At 74.9% G+C, this 19,422-nt stretch carries 15 protein-coding genes; 2 read left to right on the top strand and 13 right to left on the bottom strand.

Features of this window, described 5'->3' with window-relative positions; translation table 11 throughout:
- Positions 1-18: 18 nt before the first annotated feature.
- On the top strand, positions 19-1,152 hold the full coding sequence (locus AC5L3Z_RS20740) for a peptidoglycan recognition protein family protein (RefSeq protein WP_494844313.1): 1,134 nt from the start codon (positions 19-21) through the stop codon (positions 1,150-1,152).
- Positions 1,153-1,238: 86 nt separating this feature from the next.
- Here AC5L3Z_RS20740 and AC5L3Z_RS20735 read toward each other — a convergent pair whose 3' ends face one another.
- The 13 genes from AC5L3Z_RS20735 to AC5L3Z_RS20675 form a co-directional block, all read right to left on the bottom strand.
- The gene (locus AC5L3Z_RS20735; protein ID WP_494844312.1) at positions 1,239-2,660 is read right to left on the bottom strand and encodes an FAD-dependent oxidoreductase; all 1,422 of its coding nucleotides are present in this window, start codon (positions 2,658-2,660) and stop codon (positions 1,239-1,241) included.
- Between the two features lie 260 nt (positions 2,661-2,920).
- Entirely contained in the window at positions 2,921-3,976 is a 1,056-nt protein-coding gene (locus AC5L3Z_RS20730; protein WP_494844311.1) for a (Fe-S)-binding protein, read from the bottom strand.
- Positions 3,973-5,358 (bottom strand): FAD-binding oxidoreductase, encoded by a 1,386-nt coding sequence (locus tag AC5L3Z_RS20725; protein WP_494844310.1) that lies wholly within the window; start codon positions 5,356-5,358, stop codon positions 3,973-3,975. The genes AC5L3Z_RS20730 and AC5L3Z_RS20725 overlap by 4 nt, the downstream gene beginning before the upstream one ends.
- Positions 5,359-5,456: 98 nt before the next feature.
- Positions 5,457-7,418 (bottom strand): hypothetical protein, encoded by a 1,962-nt coding sequence (locus AC5L3Z_RS20720; RefSeq protein WP_494844308.1) that lies wholly within the window; start codon positions 7,416-7,418, stop codon positions 5,457-5,459.
- 120 nt (positions 7,419-7,538) lie between these two features.
- Positions 7,539-8,288: a ribonuclease activity regulator RraA gene (locus AC5L3Z_RS20715; protein WP_334520599.1), complete on the bottom strand. Its 750-nt coding sequence runs from the start codon at positions 8,286-8,288 to the stop codon at positions 7,539-7,541.
- A complete protein-coding gene (locus tag AC5L3Z_RS20710; RefSeq protein WP_494844307.1) occupies positions 8,285-9,082 on the bottom strand; it encodes an SDR family NAD(P)-dependent oxidoreductase in 798 nt (265 codons plus the stop codon). Before AC5L3Z_RS20710 ends, AC5L3Z_RS20715 begins: the two co-directional genes overlap by 4 nt.
- Positions 9,079-10,320, bottom strand: a complete 1,242-nt coding sequence (locus AC5L3Z_RS20705; RefSeq protein ID WP_494844306.1) for a mandelate racemase/muconate lactonizing enzyme family protein — start codon at positions 10,318-10,320, stop codon at positions 9,079-9,081. The genes AC5L3Z_RS20710 and AC5L3Z_RS20705 overlap by 4 nt, the downstream gene beginning before the upstream one ends.
- Positions 10,308-12,161, bottom strand: a complete 1,854-nt coding sequence (locus tag AC5L3Z_RS20700; RefSeq protein ID WP_494844304.1) for an ABC transporter ATP-binding protein — start codon at positions 12,159-12,161, stop codon at positions 10,308-10,310. Before AC5L3Z_RS20700 ends, AC5L3Z_RS20705 begins: the two co-directional genes overlap by 13 nt.
- A 10-nt stretch (positions 12,162-12,171) precedes the next feature.
- The gene (locus tag AC5L3Z_RS20695) at positions 12,172-13,746 is read right to left on the bottom strand and encodes an ABC transporter substrate-binding protein (protein ID WP_494844303.1); all 1,575 of its coding nucleotides are present in this window, start codon (positions 13,744-13,746) and stop codon (positions 12,172-12,174) included.
- A gap of 51 nt (positions 13,747-13,797) precedes the next feature.
- Complete coding sequence (locus AC5L3Z_RS20690) at positions 13,798-14,673, bottom strand: ABC transporter permease (protein WP_334520613.1); 876 nt, start codon at positions 14,671-14,673, stop codon at positions 13,798-13,800.
- 12 nt (positions 14,674-14,685) lie between these two features.
- Positions 14,686-15,627, bottom strand: a complete 942-nt coding sequence (locus AC5L3Z_RS20685) for an ABC transporter permease (protein WP_494844302.1) — start codon at positions 15,625-15,627, stop codon at positions 14,686-14,688.
- Positions 15,624-16,817: a hypothetical protein gene (locus tag AC5L3Z_RS20680; RefSeq protein WP_494844301.1), complete on the bottom strand. Its 1,194-nt coding sequence runs from the start codon at positions 16,815-16,817 to the stop codon at positions 15,624-15,626. The genes AC5L3Z_RS20685 and AC5L3Z_RS20680 overlap by 4 nt, the downstream gene beginning before the upstream one ends.
- Positions 16,814-17,527 carry a GntR family transcriptional regulator gene (locus AC5L3Z_RS20675; protein ID WP_494844299.1) on the bottom strand — a complete coding sequence of 238 codons (714 nt, stop codon included), beginning with the start codon at positions 17,525-17,527 and terminating at the stop codon, positions 16,814-16,816. The genes AC5L3Z_RS20680 and AC5L3Z_RS20675 overlap by 4 nt, the downstream gene beginning before the upstream one ends.
- Positions 17,528-17,630: 103 nt before the next feature.
- Between AC5L3Z_RS20675 and AC5L3Z_RS20670 the strand changes: the two genes are divergently transcribed.
- A complete protein-coding gene (locus AC5L3Z_RS20670) occupies positions 17,631-19,079 on the top strand; it encodes an aldehyde dehydrogenase (NADP(+)) (protein ID WP_494844298.1) in 1,449 nt (482 codons plus the stop codon).
- The last annotated feature ends 343 nt before the right edge of the window (positions 19,080-19,422 follow it).

Genomic DNA, 19,422 nt, shown 5'->3' with positions numbered 1-19,422 from the left:
CCCCGCCGAGGAGATGCCATGCACGTCGACCAGCCCGCATACGACCGTCGTACCCTGCTCCGCGCCGGCCTGGGCGCGGCCACCGTCGCGGTCGTCGGGTCCGAACTGGCCTTTCCGGCCACCGCGCAGGCCGACCCCGGCGCGGACCTCGACTGGATCTACAGCTGCGACGAGTGGGGCGCCCGCCCACCGGCCAGCCCGCTGGTGATCAGCGCCATCCCCACCAACAAGATCATCGTGCACCACATGGCCTTCCCGAACGTCACGGACTACTCCGAGGCGCAGGCGATCAAGCTCGCCCGGGACTGCCAGGACCTGCACATGGACGGCAACGGCTGGTCCGACACCGGTCAGCACTTCACGATCAGCCGGGGCGGCTACGTGATGGAGGGGCGGCGCGGCAGCCTGGAGCGGCTCCAGGCCGGCGACCGGCAGATGGTCTCGGCCCACTGCCCCGGGGAGAACGGCCGGTCGATCGGCATCGAGAACGAGGGCACCTACGTCACCGAGACGCCGCCGGAGGAGCTGCTCGACTCGCTGGTACGGCTCTGCACCACCATCTGCCAGCAGTACGGCCTGCACGCGCACGACATCTTCGGCCACTGGGACTTCCGCACCACCCTCTGCCCGGGCGCGGCCTTCTACCGGCTCTTCCCGGACGTGCGCCGCCAGGTGTTCCGCAAGCTCGGCACCGACCTGGCCGACGTGCCGGCCCGCCGCTGGCCGGACCTGTGGCGCTTCGTCAGCTCCCCCGCCGTCCGGGTCGCCCAGTACCTGCTCGCCCACCGCGGCTACGCGGTCACGCCGAACAGCGCCTTCGACGCCGCCACCATCGCCGCCGTGCAGGACTGGCAGGCCCGCAACGCCATCCCGGTCGACGTCGACGCCACCATCACCGGCCCCACCTGGGAGACGCTCGCCCCGGAGCTGGAGAAGGACGCGACCGGCCTGCCGGTCGAGGCGGTGCAGTTCATCCTCAACTGGAAGGGCTACGCCGAGGTCACCGTCACCGGCGAGTACGACCACGCGACGAAGAAGGCCGTCGAGGACATCCAGCGGCTGCACGGCCTGCCGCTCACCGGCAAGGTCAGCACCAGCACCTGGTGCGCGCTGGTCGGCGGCGTGGTCCGGCAGTCGTTCCGCCAGCGCTGAGCCCGCGGCGGCGACGCCGCCCCGTCCCAGCATCGACCGGCTGTGCGCGGCGCCCCGATCCTCGGCGGAGGGTCGGGGCGTCGCCGTCAGGCCCCGGCGGGTAGCCGCTCCTCGGCCGGCAGGGTGGTGCCGAGCAGGTCGTTGAACGCCTCGGTCGAACTGGGATGGCTGTAGATCGCGTCGCGCAGGTCGGTGGCGGTGATGCCGTGCCGGATGGCCAGCGCCACCGTGTTGATCAGCTCCTGGGCGTCGATGCTCAGCAGGGCGGCGCCGAGGATCTGGTCGGTCTCGGCGTCGATCACGAACTTCATGTAACCCCGGGTCTCCTCGACGGCAGGGGCGCGAGGCATCCCGATGATGTCGACCACCGGCCGGCTGGCGATCTTCACGCGGTGGCCGGCGGCGACGGCCTCCTTCTCCTTCAGCCCCACGGTCGCCAGCGGTGGGGTCATGAACAGGGTGTGGGGAATCGCGACCCGGTCGGGCAGCGACCGACGCCCCTCGCCGACGAGTTGGTCCAGGACGATCCGACTGTCGTCGTGGGAGATGTAGGTGAACTGCTGGCCACCGTTGACGTCGCCGAGGGCGTAGATGTGCGGCTGGCTCGTGTGCAGGTGCTGGTCGACCTCCACCGCCCCCCGTTCGGTGGTCCGCAGCCCGGCGGCGTCCAGGCCGAGGCCACGGGTCGCCGGCGCGCGGCCGGGGGCGGCGAGGATGGTGTCGACCTCCAGGGTGTGCTGCCGGCCGTCCCGCTCGTAGCTGACGGTGGCGCCGGTGTCGGTGTCGCGGACCTCGGTGACCCGCGCGCCCGCCACGATCTCGATGCCCTCGCCGGTGAGGATGGCCTCGGCGGCGGCGGCGACGTCGTCGTCCTCGCGCAGCAGGATCTTCGGGGCCATCTCGAAGACCGTGACCTGGGAGCCGAACTGCCGGTAGATGGAGGCGAACTCGAGGCCGAGGTATCCGCCGCCGATGATCGCCAGCCGGCCGGGCAGGGTCGGGTTCTCAATCAGACCGGTGCTGTCCGTGGTGTGGGTGCTCGCGCGCAGGCCGGGGATGTCGGGGATGATCGGCTCGGAACCGGTGTTGATCAGGATCGTCTCGGCGCTGATGGTGAGCGGATCGCCACCGGAGTCCACCCGGACGGTGTGCGAATCGACGAAGGTGGCGGGACCGGTGACGACCGAGATGTTGTCCACACCGTCGAACGCCGCGAAGCTGCCGCTGCGCATCATCTCCCGGACGTCCTGGACCTTGTGCACGGCCCGCTCGTAGAACTCCTGCGGGGGGTCGTCCGGGCGGCGCTTGCGGGAGTGGTGGACGAGCCCCTTGGAGGGGATGCAGCCGACGTTGGGGCAGGTACCGCCGTACATCCGGTCCGACCGCTCGACGATCACCACCCGCTTGCCGCGACGGCCCATGGCCCCGGCCACAAGCTTGCCGCCCTTGCCGAAGCCGATGACGAGCAGGTCGACGTGCATGCTGCCGGTCGCGGTCTGAGTGTCCACCAGGCTCTCCGTCATCAGGTGTGGGCGCGAACCGGTCGTGGACGGCCGCACCGTCGGCGAGACCGGGCCGGTAGCCGGGAGCAGCGGCGGGCCGCGGTGGCCGCGGGGCGTCTCGCATGACGCGCCGGCCGTCCCCGCCGGACTGCCACACCGCCGGCGAAGCTGATTCTGGCACGGTCGTCGGGTCCGCCGTCGCGGGTTGGCCAGATGCCCCAGCTCACCGGGACGCCCGCCCGCCGCCGTCACAACGGCGCGCGGGTTCAGCGCGCGGCGGCGAGGAGTTCGGCCAGGTGCACGGCGCGGACGGCGGAGCGGCGCCGGCGCAGGCCGGTCCGCAGCTGGCGCAGGCAGCCCGGGTTGACCGCGACGACGTAGTCGATCCCGGCGGCCTCGATCTCGTCGATCTTGGCGTCGAGGATCCGCCGGGAGTCCGCCGGTCGCAGCAGGGCGTAGGTGCCGGCGGCGCCGCAGCAGGTGGCGGCCGAGGGCAGCTCGACGTGGTCGGCCACCGCGCGCAGCAGCGCCCGCGGCTGGGCGTGCACGCCCAACCCGTTGCGCAGGTGGCAGGAGTCCTGGAGAGCGACCCGGGCCCGCCGGTCGCCGACCCGCACCTGGCCCACCGGCGGGTCCGACGCCAGCCAGGTGGACAGCTCACGGACCCGGTCCCGGCCCAGCACGGCGGCGAGGTGGGCGGCGCAGCCGCCGGAGGTGGTCACGATGGTGCCGGGCAGGTCCGCGCCGAGGCGGCGGGCCAGCCGCTCGCCGCCGGCCAGGTCGCCGTTGTGCGCGTGCAGCGCGCCGCAGCAGCCCTGCCCGGCGGGCACGGCCAGCTCCGGGTCGAGCGTCCGGGCGGCCCGGCTGACGCCGGGGTAGAGACCCCGCTCGAAGCAGCCGAGCATCAGCTGCGCGCCGCCGTCCCGGGCCACCGGGCCGCCGCGGGCCGCGCGGCGCACCACGCCGAGCAGGCGCAGCAACCAACGCCACCCGGCGACCAGGATCAGCGCCCGGGCGAGCAGCGGCCGCCGTCGGCCCCGCCACTGGTGCACCCGCCACTGCTCCAGCAGGCTGCCGTACTCCACCCCGGCCGGGCAGACCGGCTCGCAGGCCCGGCAGCCCAGGCAGAACGAGGCCTGCTCGCGCAGGGTCTCGTCGTCCGGCGGCAGGACGCCCTCCTCCAGGGCCCGCATCAGGGTGATCCGCCCGCGCGGCGAGGACGCCTCGTCGCCGGTCATCGCGTACGTGGGGCAGGCCGGCAGGCAGAAGCCGCAGGAGATGCAGCGCGACAACTGCCCGGGGTCGAAGAAGTTCCCGCTCACGAGCCCACCTTTCCGGGGTTGAGGATGCCGGCCGGGTCGAAGGCGGTCTTGATCCGCCGCAGCAGGGCCATCTGGTCGGCGCCGAGCCGGGCGGTGAGGAACGGCAGCTTCGCCGCGCCCACCCCGTGCTCGCCGGTGATCGTTCCGCCCAGGTCGAGGGCGGCGGCGAAGATGTCGGCGAAGGCCGCCTCGGCCCGCCGGACCGCGTCGGCGTCCCCGGCGGACTCCAGCACGCAGGTGGGGTGCAGGTTGCCGTCGCCGGCGTGGCCGAAGGTGGCGATGGCGACGCCGTGCCGGGCGGCGATCGCGTCGATCCGGTCGACCATCTCGGCCAGCCGGGGACGCGGCACCGTCGCGTCCTCCAGGATGGTCACCCCGCCCCGGCGGGACAGCGCGGGCAGGGCGCACCGCCGGGCGGCGAGCAGCGCCTCCGCCTGGGCCACCTCCCGGGCGGTGGTGACCTCGATCGCGCCCGCCTCGGCGCAGGCCGCGCCGATCCGCGCCAGGTGCCGCTCGACGGTCTCCGGCGAGCCGTCGTCGCCGAAGAGCAGCAGGGCACCCGCGTCGGCGCGCAGCCCGAGGCCGGCGAAGTCCTCCACCGCGTCCATGCAGGCGCGGTCGAGGAACTCCAGGGTCGCCGGGACCAGCCCGGCGCGGATCACGGCGGCGACGGCCGCGCCGGCCTCGGCGAGGGTACGGAAGTAGGCCACCCCGGTGTTCGACGCCGCAGGCGCGGGCAGCAGCGCCACGGTCGCCTCGGTGATCACCGCGAGGGTGCCCTCCGAGCCGGTCAGCAGTCGGGTCAGGTCGTAGCCGGCCACGTCCTTCCAGAGCCGGCCGCCGGTGCGGATCACCTCGCCGGTGGCGAGCACCGCCTCCAGCCCGAGGACGTAGTTGCGGGTCACCCCGTACTTCAGGCCGCGCAGCCCGCCGGCGCAGGTGGCGATGGTGCCGCCCACGGTGGCGACGGTGCGGCTGCCCGGGTCGGGCGCCCAGAGCAGCCCCCGCGCGGCGGCGGCGTCGGCCAGCCGGGCGCTGGTGACGCCGGGCTGCACCCGGGCCAGCAGTTCGTCGGCGCTGACCTCCAGGATCCGGTCGAGCCGGGTCAGCACCAGCACGATTCCGCCGTGCAGCGGCACGGTGGCCGCGCAGAGGTTCGAGCCGGCGCCGCGCGGCACCACCGGCACGCCGTGCCGGGTGGCGGTGGCGAGCACCGCCGCCACCTGGGCGGTGTCGGCGGGGAAGACGACCACGTCGGGCCGGTGGTGGAACAGCGGGGTGGCGTCGCGGGCGTAGGCGACGAGGTCGCCGTCGGCGTCGTGCACGTTCGCGGCGCCGACGATCGCCCGCAGTTCGGCCAGGACGGGCGGGGACAGGGTCACGGGTCTCTCTCCCTCGATGGCGTGGCGGTCCCCGTGGAGGGTGGGCACGGGGACCGCCACGCCGGCTCAGCGGGGGCCGGCCGGAGGGCCGGCGGCCGTCACAGGCCGATGACGGACCGGTCGGCGATCAGGATCGGCGAGTCGTAGAGCGGCACCCCGGTGAAGGTGTACGAGGTGCCCGACTGCGACCAGTTCGCCGCCGGGATGTCGTAGACCGCGCCGGTGCGCGGGTCGACGTAGACCGGGTCGGCGAAGCTGCCAGCGCTGAAGGTGACCGTGACCGGCGTACGGGTGTTGTCGTCGCCGGGCGTGGCCGAGTTGAACCAGAGCGCCACCGACTGCCGTCCGGTGCCGGACTTGCGGAACGCCTGCACCGCCACCGGGGAGGCGGTGTCGTCGGTGTAGCCGTACCCGCTGATCGGGGTCATCGTGTCGTCGAAGAGCGCGGCCGCCGACTGGATGGCGTAGTAGGACGGCTTGGCGTAGCGGACCTTCCTGTCGGTGCCGGTGCGGACCAGGCCCTTGGAGTTGACCTTCGACGGGTAGTGCAGGTCGGAGATGCTGAAGACGCTGGTGCTGATTCCCCGACCGAGGTCGGCGATGGTCCGGCGCAGCATCCACTTGGCCTGCGCCAGCTCGGTCCAGTTCAGCTCGCCGAGCGCCCCGAAGCTGTTCGGCCGGCTCGGCGCCCCGTTCTCGCCCTGGCGGATCAGCAGGTCGGGCGAGAAGCTGTCCGCCGTCACCCGCAGCAGCCGCACCTGCTCGTAGGAGGCGTCCGGGTTGGGGTTGTACGGGTGGTAGGTGATGCCGTCGATCAGGTCGAGCTTGCCGAGGGAACGCACCCGGGTCAGCACCGCGTCGGCGTAGGAGCGCTCGACGCCGGCCAGGGCGCAGCACCAGATCACCGCAGCCGGTTGCGCCGCCCGGATCCGGGTGGCGGTACGGACGAGGAAGTCGGCGTACACCGTGGTGTCGACCCCGCCGAGGTTCGGCTCGTTCCAGATCTCCCACTCGTCGACCCGATCCTTGTACCGGTTCACCAGGGCGCTGACCCAGGCGTCCCAGGCCGCCAGGGCCTCCGCCGAGCTGGGCACCTGCCCGCCGAGGCCGGCGCCGCCGCCCCCGGTGTAGATCGGGTTGCCGTAGGAGGTCTGCAACCACGGCCGGACGCCCCGGGAGACCGCGTCGTTCACGACCGTGTCCAGCCAGGCCCAGTCGTAGCTGCCCTTGACCTTCTCGGTCTTGGCCCAGCCGGCCTGGAACCGGGCCCGGGTCGCCCCCAGCGGGCCGAGGTAGCCCTTGTAGGACTGGTAGTCGGTGTAGTCGCGGTCCAGGGTCTCCGCGCCGACGATCAGTTTGGAGGAGCCGATCTGGGCGGCGCTGCGGGGCGCGACCGTGCCGACCTGCGGCCAGCTCACCGGGTTCGGCTCGGTCCTGGTCCGCACGTCGTCGACCCAGGCCGTGCCGGTGTCGCCGGCGGCCACGCCGACCTGCACGGCGGCGAGGCTGGTGGCGCCCACCCGGAACGACAGGTTGGTGGCCCGCCGCTGCCCGTCGATCCACACGCTGGCGGTCGACGTGCCGGGGCGGGCGACGACGCGGACGTCGTACCACCGGTTGGCGGTGTAGGCGCCCAGGTCGACCCGGGTGGCGCCGGAGTAGGTGTAGAAGCGGCCGGCGCCGTCCATGGCGACGGTGACGGTGTGCCCGGCGGCGCTGTCCAGGTGCAGGCCGATGACGGCGGTGGTCTGCGCGGCGCGCAGCCGGGCGTTGGCCACGACGGTGGCGGAGGTGGCGCCGAAGGACCGGGTGGCGGTGACCGGTGCGGCGGTCGAGGTGTCGGTCAGACGCAGGCTCCGGTCGACGGTGCCGGCGACGTCGGCGACGGTGGCGCCGCCGCCACCCCCGCCGACGGTCCAGCCGGCGGGGGTGGTGCCGACGGTGGCGCCGTCGAAGGTGTCGGCGAGGTCGGCGGCGTGCGCCGGGCCGGCGGGCACGGCGACGGTGACACCGACGAGGGTGAGGGCCAGGGCGAGGTGCAGGGGTGTGTGTCGGGGCACAGGTACCTCCTGGGACGGGACGGGTGGGGTGTTGCGGGTGCTGCCGGACGGACTACCGGGCGACCCCCGCGGTGGTCCGCCGGTCCGCCAGGGGTGCGCCGGACGGGCAACGGCGCCGGGTCACCGAGGCTCGACCACGGATCGGCTCTCGTCGTACGCGCGCAGGGTCCGCGCGTCCGGCGGGTAGGTGCCGCGCAGCGGCGCGCCGAGGGCGACCTGCTGCTGCAGGTACGTCTCCAGCTCCTCCTGCTCGCGGGCCGGCCGGGCGATCACCGGGACCAGGTGCCGGGGTACGCAGACCACCCCGTCGGCGTCGCCGACGAGGACGTCGCCCGGGTAGACGGCCACCCCGGCGCAGCCGATCGGCACCTGGAGGTCGACGGCGTGGTGCTGGGCCAGGTTGGTCATCGCCGCGGCGCCGGCGGCGAAGACCGGCAGGCGCAGCTCGGCGATGCCGCCGATGTCGCGCAGCGTGCCGTCGGTGACCATGCCGGCGGCGCCGCGCGCGGCCAGGCGGGTGAGCAGGATGTGCCCGGCGGAGGCGGCGCGGCCCTGCTCCCGGCAGTCGACGACGAGGACCTGGCCGGGACCGACGGACTCCACGGCCAGGCGTTGCGGGTGGTCGTAGTCGGCGTAGACGTCCAGGACGTCGAGGTCCTCCCGGGCCGGGATGTAGCGCAGCGTGAACGCCTCGCCGAGCAGTCTCGGCGCGTGCGGGCTCTGGCAGCGCAGCCCGGCCAGGAACGTGTTGCGCAGGCCGTGCTTGAACAGCTGGGTGGTGATGGTGGCGGTGCTGGCGGCGCCGAGGGCGGCCAGGTCGTCCGGGTCGAGCGGGGCGAGGTCGGAGAGGGCGGGGGGCGGGTTGGTCATGGCTGCTGGCCTTCTGCGGGAGCGGAGTCGAGGATCGAGTCGATCCCCGGTGGTCGGGCCTGGACGGAGAGGCCGCCGTCGACGGTGATCACCTGGCCGGTGATGTAGGCGGCGTCGTCCGAGGCGAGGAAGGAGACGGCGGCGGCGATGTCGGCGCCGGTGCCGACCCGCCCGAGCGGGACGGGCAGCGCCCGGGCCCGCTTCGCGGCCGGGTCGAGGGCGTCGAACCGGTCGTTGGCGATGGCGCCGGGGGCGACGGCGTTGACCCGGATCCCGCGCGGGGCGAGGTCCAGGGCGATGGCCCGGGTGGCGGCCTCGACGGCGCCCTTGGTGGCGTCGTAGGCGACCGCGTTGCGGTGGGCCCGGGTGGCGCCGACGGAGGAGATGTTGACCACCGACGCGCCGGCCGGCATCACCCGGGCGGCGGCGACGGTGCAGAGGAACACGCCGCGGGCGTTGACGGCGAAGCTGCGGTCCCAGTCGGCCAGGTCCAGCTCCAGCAGGGGCACCCGGCCGGCCATCGGTACGGCCGCGTTGTTGACCAGCACGTCGAGCCGGCCGTACCGGTCGATCACGGCCGCCACCATCGCCTCCACCGCGGCCGGGTCGGAGACGTCGGCCGGGAACGGCGCGGCGTCCCCGCCGAGGTCCTTGGCGGCGACGGCGAGTTCGTCGGCGTCGGGGCCGTTGACCGCGACCGCGGCGCCGTCGGCGGCGAGCCGGCGGGCGATGGCCAGGCCGATGTTGCGCCCGCCTCCGGTGACCAGGGCGACCCGCCCGTCGAGCCGGTTCACCGGGCCGCCCCGACGACGGCCTGCGGCAGCCCGCCCCGGCCCGCCGCGCCGGCCTGCGCGGCGCCGTCCGGTGCCGGGCCGGCGGCCGGGGCGCGGTCGACCACGGCCGCCGCGTCGGTGGCCGCCCAGGTCAGCGGGCCGGCGCAGGCGGCCACCCGCTCCGGGTCGAGGACCATGCCGAGGCCGGGACCGTCCGGTACGCGCAGCCGCCCGCCGACGTAGCTGACCGGCTCGCGGACCACGTCGCGGGTGTAGAGCAGCGGACCGACCGGGTCGCTGGGCAGCGTGACCGAGGGCGTCGCCATCGCCACGTGCGCCGCGGCGGCGGTGCCGATGGAGAGCTCCTGGGTGGTGCCGACCAGGCAGGACTTCCCGGCCGCCTCGGCGATGGCGAAGACCCGCCGGGCGGGGGTGATCCCACCGATGGCGATGACGCTGACGTTGAAGACGTCCACCGCGTCGGCGGCGGCCAGGTCCAGCGCCCACCGGAAGCTGTAGACGTGCTCGCTGACCGGCACCGGCAGCCGGTCCCGGGCGTACGCCAGGCCGCGCAGGTCGTGGTGCGGCGCCGGCGACTCGACCAGGTCGAAGCCGACGTCGGCGACCCGGTCGACGAACCGGCAGGCGGCGCGGGGGTCGAGCAGGTTGGAGAAGTCCAGCGACTTGAGGGTGATCGCGTCGCCGAACCGGTCCCGGGCGGCGCGCAGGAACGCCTCGTCGAGGTCGAGGCGGCGGCCCACGTACACCCGGAAGTGGTCGAAGCCCTCGGCGACGCGGCGGGCGACCATCGCGAGGTTGCGCTCGACGTCGTCCTCGCGCTGCTGCCGGAACACCGGGTAGGCGATCGGGACGGAGTCGCGGACCGGCCCGCCGAGCAGGTCGACCACCCGGACGCCGAGCCGCTTCGCGGCGAGGTCCCACATCGCCACGTCGACCCCGCACTTGATGGTGCGGCTCTTGTCGTAGATGTAGCCGGCCTGCGGGAAGTTGCGTTCCAGCCGCGCCTCGACCTCGGTGATGGCGAGCGCGTCGAGGCCGACCAGCAGCTCGTTGAGCGTGCCCTCGAGGTCGGCCACGTCGACGTGGTAGCGGGGCAGGTGCTGGAAGTCCGACATCTCCCCCACCCCGACCAGCTGTTCGTCGTCGGTGTGGAGTTCGACCAGCACGTGTCCGCAGGTGATGCTGCCGTGCCGGGGGGTGTTGACGGGGGTGAGCCGTACCTGGGTTATCTGGACCACTGCGCTGTCCTTCCGGTCCGGGCGTGGGTGGGGTGGCCGGGGGCCATCGCCAGCAGCCGCCGGGTGTACTCGTGGGCGGGCCGGTCGTAGATGCGTTCGGCGGGGCCCTGCTCGACGACGACACCGGCGCGCATCACCGCGATGTCGTGCGCCACCGACCGGACCACCGCCAGGTCGTGGGTGATGAACAGGTACGCCAGCCCGTGTGCGCGTTGCAGGTCGGCGAGGAGGTTGAGCACCTGGGCCTGGATGGAGACGTCCAGCGCGCTGACCGCCTCGTCGCAGACGATCAGCCGGGGGCGCAGGCCCAGCGCCCGGGCGATGGCGACGCGTTGGCGCTGCCCGCCGGAGAAGGCGGCCGGGTACCGGTCCAGCGCGGCGTCGTCCAGGCCGACCTGGGCCAGCAGCCGGGCCAGCTCGGCCCGGCCGGCCTCCAGGCCGTGCACCCGCAGCGGCTCGGCGAGGATCTGCCCGACGGTCATCCGGGGGTCGAGGCTGGCGTACGGGTTCTGGAAGACCACCTGGACCTCGCGCTGCAACCGGCGCAGCTGTTCCCGGTCGGGGCGGGTGACGTCGATGCCGTCGTAGCGGACGGCGCCGCCGGTGGGTCGTTCCAGCCGCAGCAGGGTGCGGGTGAGGCTGGTCTTGCCGGAACCGGACTCACCGACCAGGGCCAGGGTCCGCCCGGGGTGCAACCGCAGGCTCACCCCGTCGACGGCCCGGACGTGGTCGACGACCCGGCGCAGCGGCCCCTTGCGGACCGGGTAGTGCAGCGCCACCCGGTCGAACTCGGCGATCGGCTCGCCGTCCGGCGCGGCGGCGTCGACCGGCGCGTCGTGCTCCCCGCCGACCGGCCCGAGGGTCACGGCGCCGGCCGGCAGCGGGTTGAGGCAGGCCGCCCGCTGCTCGGGCGCGTGCAGTTCCAGCGCCGGCCGCTCGTGGTGGCAACGGTCCCGCACGACCGGGCAGCGGGGGGCGAAGGCGCAGCCGGGCACCGGCACGCTCAGGTCGGGCGGCTGGCCCCCGATGGAGGCGAGCCGTTGCCGGGCCGGTGCGTCGAGCCGGGGGGTGGCGTCGAGCAGCGCCCGGGTGTAGGGCATCCGGGGGTCGTCGAGGACCTGCCGGGTGGGGCCGGTCTCCACCACCCTGCCGGCGTACATCACCGCGACCCGGTCGGCGTGGCTGGCCACCGTGCCCAGGTCGTGGGTGATGAGGACCAGCCCCATGCCGAGGTCCCGGCGCAGCGTGTCGAGCATGTCCAGGATCTCGGCCTGCACGCCGACGTCGAGGGCGGTGGTGGGCTCGTCGGCGATGAGCAGCTTCGGCCGGGCGGCGATGGCCAGGGCGATCGCCGCCCGCTGCCGCATGCCGCCGGAGAGCTGGTGCGGGTACTGGCCGAGCCGGGACGCCGGGTCGGGCAGCCGGGCCAGCTCCAGGGCGGCCACGGCCCGGTCCCGGGCGGCAGCGCGGGAGACCGGCTCGTGGGCGCGGACCGCGTCGGCGATCTGGGTACCGAGGGTGAGCAGCGGGTTGAGCGCGGCGGACGGGTCCTGGAACACCATCGCCACCCGGCCGCCGCGGACGGAGCGCCAGCCGCGGGCGTCCAGGCCGGTGAGGTCGACGCCGTCGAGCCGGATCGCGCCGCCGGTCTCGCAGCCGGGCGGGCGCGGGGTGAGGCCGAGGACGCTGAGCGCGGTGACGGTCTTGCCGGACCCGGACTCCCCCACCACGGCGAGGGTCTCCCCCGCCTCGACGTGCAGGTCCACCCCGTCGACGGCGCGGACCGGGCCGCCGTCACCGGTGAAGGTGACGGTCAGGCCGGTGATCTCCAACAGGGACATGCGCCGGCCCTCAGGAGGCGAGCTCGGCTTCGTCGAGGCGCCACTGGCCGTCGACGTTGAGCACGATCCCGGTGAGCTTGGCGCTGTGGATCAGCGGCGAGCGGGGCTGGTGCAGGAACACCCAGTAGTTCTGGCCGACGATGCGCCGCTGCACGTCGACGTACGCCTGCTTGCGCACCGCCCGGTCCTCGGTGCCGACCGCCTTCTCCAGCAGCCCGTCCAGCTCGGCGTCGGCCAGCCCGGACCAGTTGTTGGAGCCCTTGCTCGCGAAGTACGGGTCGAAGGAGAGCGACGGGTCGAGCCGGGGGACGTCGATGACCAGCAGCGCGGCGTCGAAGTCCTGCTTGCGCATCCGGTCGAGCTGGGTCTGGGCCTCCAGCACCTCGACCTTCGGGTCGAAGCCGGCGGCGGTGAGCTGGGACTGGAGCAGCTCGGCGATGGTCGGGTCGGGGGCCCGGCGCCGGGCCACGACGGTGATCGGCACCGGCCGGCCGCCGAGGGCGGCCTTCGCCTTCGCCGGGTCCAGCGGCGGCGGGGTGATGGAGCCGTCGAAGAACCAGTCGTTGCGGGTGGCGAAGGAGGGGGCGAGGTCGAACTCGCCGGCCGCTGCGGCCTTGCCGACCCCGGCCCGGTCGACGGCCATCGCGAAGGCCTCGCGCAGCTTCGGGTCGTTGAAGGGGGCGCGGGTGGTGTTGAGCGCGACGTAGTAGGAGCGGCGCACGCCGATGTCCTCCAGCACCACCTGCCGGTCGCTCTTGAGCTGGCCGAACTCCTCCGGCGGCAGCACCCGGAGCAGTTGCACCCCACCGGTGGAGATCTCGGCGCGGAGCACCTTGGTGTCGGTGACGAAGCGGTAGACGACCTGGTCGAGGCGGGGCAGGGCGGTGCCGTCGGCGGCCTTGCGCCAGTACTTCGGGTTGCGCTTGCCGGTGAGCTGGACCTTGGAGCGCCAGGCGTCGAAGACGAACGGGCCGGTGCCGACCGGTTTGCGGCCGTACTCGCCGGCCTTGACGGCGGTGGGCGAGGCCATCATGCCGGGTTCGTGGGCGAGCTGGACCAGCAGCAGCGGATCGGTGGCCTTGAGGGTCAGGCGCAGCGTCCTCGGGTCGACCACGTCGACGGCGGCGAGTTTCTTCAACGCGCCGGCCTTGGTGGACTTGGTCGCCGGGTCGATGACCCGGCGCAGGTTGAACGCGGCGGCCTCGGCGTCGAACGGGGTGCCGTCGTGGAAGGTCACCCCGGCGCGGAGGGTGAAGGTGACGGTGGTGCCCTCGACGGTCCACTTCTCGGCCAGCGCCGGGACGAACGAGCCGTCGCGCTGCTGGCGCAGCAGGGTGTCGTAGAAGAGGTTGAGCACGCTGCGGTCGGAGGAGATGGCGCTGCTCAGCGCCGGGTCCAGGGTGGTGGGTTCGTTGTCGAAGCCGACGGTGAGGGTGCCGCCGCGGCCCTTGGCGCCGGCGCTGTCACCGCTGCCGCCGCAGCCGGCGAGGGCGCCGGCCGCGATGAGGGCGACGCCACCGCCGAGCAGCGTCCGGCGGGTGAGCGCCGGCCGGTGGGACGGGTGGGGGAAGGAAGGTGCGGCCATGGTGGGGGATCCCTTCCGGGAGGAAGTGGTGGGGTTGCGGGGTGGGGGGAGCTACCGGGCCGGGGTGAGGTCCGGGCGGTGGGCGTCCAGCGCGTCGCGCAGGGCGTCGGCGAGCAGGTTGAACGCGGCGATGGTGAGCAGGATCGCCAGGCCGGGGAAGACGCTCAGCGACCAGCTGGCGTCGAGGTGGTCGGTGCCGGCCGCGACCATCGCGCCCCAGCTGGGCTGCGGCGGCTGGACGCCGAGGCCGAGGAAGCTCAGCGACGCCTCGGCGATGATCGCGGTGGAGGCCTGGAGGGCGGCGAAGACGAACAGCGTGCCGGCCAGGTGGGGCAGCAGGTGCCGGCGCAGCAGGGCGGGGGTGGGCAGGCCGACGATGTGGGCGGCGGAGACCCATTCCCGGGTACGCAGGGAGAGCACCTCCGCCCGGACCACCCGGGCGAAGCGGGGGGTGGTGACCACCGCGATGGCGATCAGCGCGTTGCGCAGCCCGGGACCGAGCGCGGCGACCACGGTCAGCGCCAGCACCAGCAGCGGGAAGGCCAGCAGCCCGTCGACGGTGCGCATCAGCACCGCATCGAGCCAGCCGCCGCGGTAGCCGGCGAAGAGGCCGAGCAGCGTGCCGAGGACGAGGGCGGCGCCGACGGCGACGGTGGCGACCGCGACGGTGACGGTGGCGCCGTCGACGATCCGGGCCAGCACGTCGCGGCCGAGTTCGTCGGTGCCGAGCGGGTGCCGGCCGCTCGGGCCGGCGAGCAGCCGTTCGGTGTCGGTGGCCCGGCTGCGGGCGGAGATCAGGGGGCTGGCCGCGGCGGCGAGAACGACGGCCGCCAGCACCGGGAGGGCGAAGCGGGCGCGACGGTCGCGCAGCAGCCGGGTGAGCACGGGCCGGCGCGCGGCCCGGGTGGGGGTGGTGTCGACGGGCATGGCGGCCTCCTCTCAGTAGGTGATGCGCGGGTCGAGCCAGGCGTAGATCAGGTCGGTGACAAGGTTGACCAGCAGGACGAAGGTGACGACGACCAGCACGGCGCCCTGGACCACGGGCAGGTCGCGGCTGAAGATCCCGTTGACGATGAGGGTGCCCATGCCGGGCAGGGCGAAGATGGTCTCGGTGACCACGGTGGCGCTCATCAGCGCGCCGATCTGCAACGCGGTGACCGTGACGACGGGGACCATGGCGTTGCGCAGCGCGTAGACGGTGACGATGCGGCGCCGGCCGATTCCGGTGGCCTGGGCGGTGCGGATGTAGTCCTCGCCGAGCGCGGCGAGCAGCGAGCCGCGGGTCTGGCGCAGCACCACCGCGACCACGGTGGAGCCGACGGTGACGGCGGGCAGCACCATCCGTACCAGGTTGCCGGCCGGGTCCTCGGTGAACGGTACGTACCCGGACGGCGGAACGACCCGCAGCCAGATCGCGAAGACCCCGATGAGCAGCGCGGCGAGGTAGAAGTGCGGGGTGGACAGCGCCAGTACGCCGATCCCGGTCAGCGCGTGGTCGGTGGCGGTGCGGCGGCGTACCGCGGCGAGGACGCCGGCGGGGATGCCGATCGCGACGGCGAGCAGCAGCGCGATGAGTCCGAGCTCGACGGTGGCGGGCAGCCGGTCGACGATCACCCCGGCGACGGGTTCGCCGGTCAGCCAGGAGCTGCCGAGGTCGCCGGTGAGGACCCCGCCGATCCATTCGACGAACTGCCGCCAGAGCGGGGCGTCGAGCCCCAGGTCCGCGCGGAGGGCGGCCCGGTCGGCGGCGCTGGCCTCCTGGCCGAGGATCGAGGTGGTCGGATCGCCGGGCAGCAGCCGCAGCAGGACGAAGAGCAGCACGGAGACGATGAACAGCACGGGGATCAGCTGCGCTACCCGGCGCAGCAGGTAACCGGTCATCGGACCGCCACCTCCGTCCGCCGTCGCGCCGGGGGCCGTGCCGGTGGGGCGTGGACGTCGCGCAGCAGGTCGACGCGGTCGGCGGGCATCAGGTCGTAGGCGTAGAGGGCGATCGAGTCGGCGCCGGCGCGGCCGGCCGCGGCGATCGCCGCCCGCGCCTCGGCGGGTGTGCCGGCCCCGTTCCAGCCGGCGGTGAGGGTGCGGGCGTGCGGGCGGGCGGCGGCCAGGTCGGCGGTGAGGGCGGCCAGGTCCCCGCCGAGGTGGGTCACGGTGAGCCCGCCGGCGACGGCGGCCAGGGCGGCGAGGTCGCCGCCGGCCTTGCCGTCGGTGGCGTACGGGTCGGCGGTAACCCGCAGCTGGACACCGGTGCCGTCGGCGGCGGCGACCGCCGCGCCGACGAGGCGCCGCACGACGCGGGCGCGGACGGTCCGCACCGCGTCACGCAGCTGCGCGCCGAGGGCCTCGGCGGCGTCGGCGGCGATCTCCGGGGCCGCCGGCCGGGGCCGGTCGAGCTGGGCCCGGACGGCGGCGCGGACCCGCCCGGCCAGTTCCGCCGGGTCGACGCCGGCCCCGGTGTACGCGGCGGCGCAGGCGGGGCAGTGGCAGAGGGAGAGCAGCCAGCGGTCGACGGGGCGCAGCGCAACGCCGAACTTGTCGTGGGCGCCCTGGTGCGTCCAGCCGAGCCAGCTGAACGCCTCCAGGTCGAGCCCGGTGACGCCGGGCGCAGCGGCGGCCCGCCCGGCCAGCGTCGCGGCATAGTCGACCACCTCCCCGTGGGCCGGGCAGAGCGCGTGCCGGTACGGGTGGTCGAAGGCGTTGCGCAGGGCGAGGTCCGGGCGGGCGGTGGCCAGGGTGGACTGGTGCAGCCCGACCAGCCAGGCGGTGACCTCGACGCCGCGGGCGGTCAGCGCTGCGGTGGCGGTGTCGGCCAGAGCGGCGACGGTGGCCGGCCAGAGCGGCGGGCGGCCGGCCGGGCCGGCGCCGATCGACGCGGCGGGTCCGGTGGTGAACCACAGTCCGGCGTCGAGGTCCACCACGGCCGCCGGGTCGCTGCTGCTGAGCAGCCAGCGTCCGCTGTGGTAGGCGTGGGCGAGCCGGACCCGGGAGACGCCGGCGTCGGCGAGCCGGGCGGCCTGCCCGGCGGCGTCGCGGCGGAACGAGACCGGGTGGGCGTAGACCTCGGGTCTCATCGGTCGGCCTGTTCGCCGAGGACCGCGACCAGGGTCGCCGCCGCCTTCTCGATGTGTGCCCGGGTGAGCCGCTCGGCCAGTTCGGCGTCGCCGGACTCGGCGGCCTCCAGCATCGCCTCGTGCTCGGCGGACTCCTGCTCGAAGGTCGCCCGCAGCCGCCAGCCGGCGGTGGCGACGAAGGCGGTCAGGTCCTGGAGCTGGTCGAGGAAGCCGCAGAGAAAGGTGTTGCCGCAGACGAGGTAGAGCTCCCGGTGGAAGCGCCGGTTGGCGATGCCGAGCCCGGCGGTCTCCCCGGTGCCGATCAGCGCGGCGGCGTCGGCCAGGGCGGTGCGGGCCGCGTCGAAGCGGCCGGCGGCCTGGGCGCCCAGCCGGACGGCGGCCGGTTCGACGCTGGCGCGGGCGGTGTAGAGCTGGCGGACGGTTTCGGCGTCTATCCGGCGGACGCTGACCCCCTGGTAGGCGTTGATCTCGACCAGGCCGCTGGAGTGCAGCTGCTTGAGCGCCTCGCGGACCGGGGTCTTGGAGACGCCGAGCAGCTCGGCGAGCTCCCGCTCGACGAGGGGGCGTCCGGGTTGGAGGGTGCCGTCCAGAATGGCCCGGCGCAGCGCGTCCCGGACCCGGTCGGCCCGGGAGGCGGGCTGTTCCAGCGGCAGTGCGGTGACCGGGGCGGCGGCGGGGTCCGCTGTGGTCGGAAGGAGCGATCGCGGCATGGCAGTATCGTGGTATACCACGATGCCAGTGGCAACCCTTCGAGGCGGAATTTCTTCACGGACCGCTCACCGCCCCGTCATCACCTCGACACAGGAGTCCGACGTGGACCACCCATCCCCCACCCCCGCCGCCGTTCTGACCAGCACCACCGCGACCGCCGTGCTCGCCGACAGCTCCCTCACCGACCGGGCCGGTTGGCTGCGCGCCGCGGCCGACGTCCTGGACGGGCACGTCGATGAGATCGTCCGGCTCGCCGACGAGGAGACCCACCTCGGCGCCGCCCGGCTCACCGGCGAACTGGCCCGCACCACCGGACAGCTGCGGCTCTTCGCCGACGCCGTGGAGGAAGGCTCCTTCCTCGACGTCACCATCGACCACGCCGACCCGGACGTCCCCCGCCCCGACGTACGCCGGATGATGCGGCCGCTGGGCCCGGTCGCCGTCTTCGCCGCCAGCAACTTCCCGCTCGCCTTCTCCGTCGCCGGCGGCGACACCGCGTCCGCCCTGGCCGCCGGCTGCCCGGTCGTGGTCAAGGCGCACGAGGGCCACCCCCGGCTCTCCGACCTGGTCGGCGGGCTGCTGGCCACGGTGCTGCCGGCCGGCGCGGTCACGGTGCTGCACGGCCGAGAGGCCGGCCGCGCCCTGGTGCGCGACCCGGCCATCCGGGCGGTCGGCTTCACCGGCTCGCTCACCGGCGGCCGGGCGCTGTTCGACCTGGCCGCCGGCCGCCCGGACCCGATCCCCTTCTACGGCGAACTGGGCTCGCTCAACCCGGTCGTCGTCACGCCGGCCGCGGTGGCCGCCCGCGGCGAGGCCGTCGCCCGCGACTTCGTCGCCTCCTTCACGCTGGGCAGCGGCCAGTTCTGCACCAAGCCGGGGCTGCTGTTCCTGCCCGCCGGGCACGGACTGGAGGCGGCGCTGGTCGAGGCCGTGGCCGCGGTGCGACCGGGGCCGCTGCTGGGCGAGTGGATCCGTACCGGCTTCGACGAACGGCTCGCCGCGCTCGCCGCGCTGCCCGGCGTCCGGGGGCTGGTCGCCCCCGCGCCGGGCGACGGGCACACCGCGTCGGCCGCGCTGCTCACCGTGCCGGCGGCCCGGTTCGCCGCCGAGCCGGCGACGGCCCAGGAGTGCTTCGGCCCGGCGTCGCTGGTCATCGAGTACGCCGACCGCGCCGACCTGCTGGCGGCGCTCGCCGCCGTCCCCGGCTCGCTGACCGCCACCGTGCACGGCGAGTCCGGCGACGACGCCGACCTGGTGCGCGCCGTGCTGGACCTGGCCACCGAGCGGGCCGGCCGGGTGGTCTGGAACGGCTGGCCGACCGGTGTCACGGTCGGCTGGGCCATGCACCACGGCGGGCCGTGGCCGTCGACCACCGCGCCGCTGCACACCAGCGTGGGCGTGGCCGCGATCCGCCGCTTCCTGCGGCCGGTGGCCTACCAGAACCTGCCCGACGCGCTGCTGCCCGAGGCGCTGCGCGAGGCCAACCCGCTCGGCCTGCCCCGCCGGGTGGACGGGCGGCTGCGGGAGCCGGCCGCGGCGACGGCGCGCTGAGCGCCGCCGGCGTCCCGGCCCGCCCGGGACGCCGGCGGCCGCCCCGCGCGCGGTCACCCCGACATGCCGCGAACGGTGGCGGGGGCACACCGGCCCGCCCGCCCGCGGCCCGACTCACCGTTTGCGGTGTGTTGCGGTGTCCCTACCAGCGGATACGGCGACACGCCGCAAACCGCGAGCCGGCTGGGGCCGACACCGCCGTCGCGCCGCGACGAATTTCCCGGTTTCGGTAACGCGGCCCGGTCCGCCGCGGTCTCCATCCGACCCGCCCGGTTACCCGGGCGCCGGCCGGAGGAGGAGAAGTGACACACCGCAGGGTGCGAGCAGCGTGGGCCGCCGGGCC

Source organism: Micromonospora sp. LZ37, assembly GCF_059359015.1.
The sequence above is the reverse complement of the archived record's forward strand: the minus strand, read 5'-3'. Positions and strand labels throughout refer to the sequence as shown.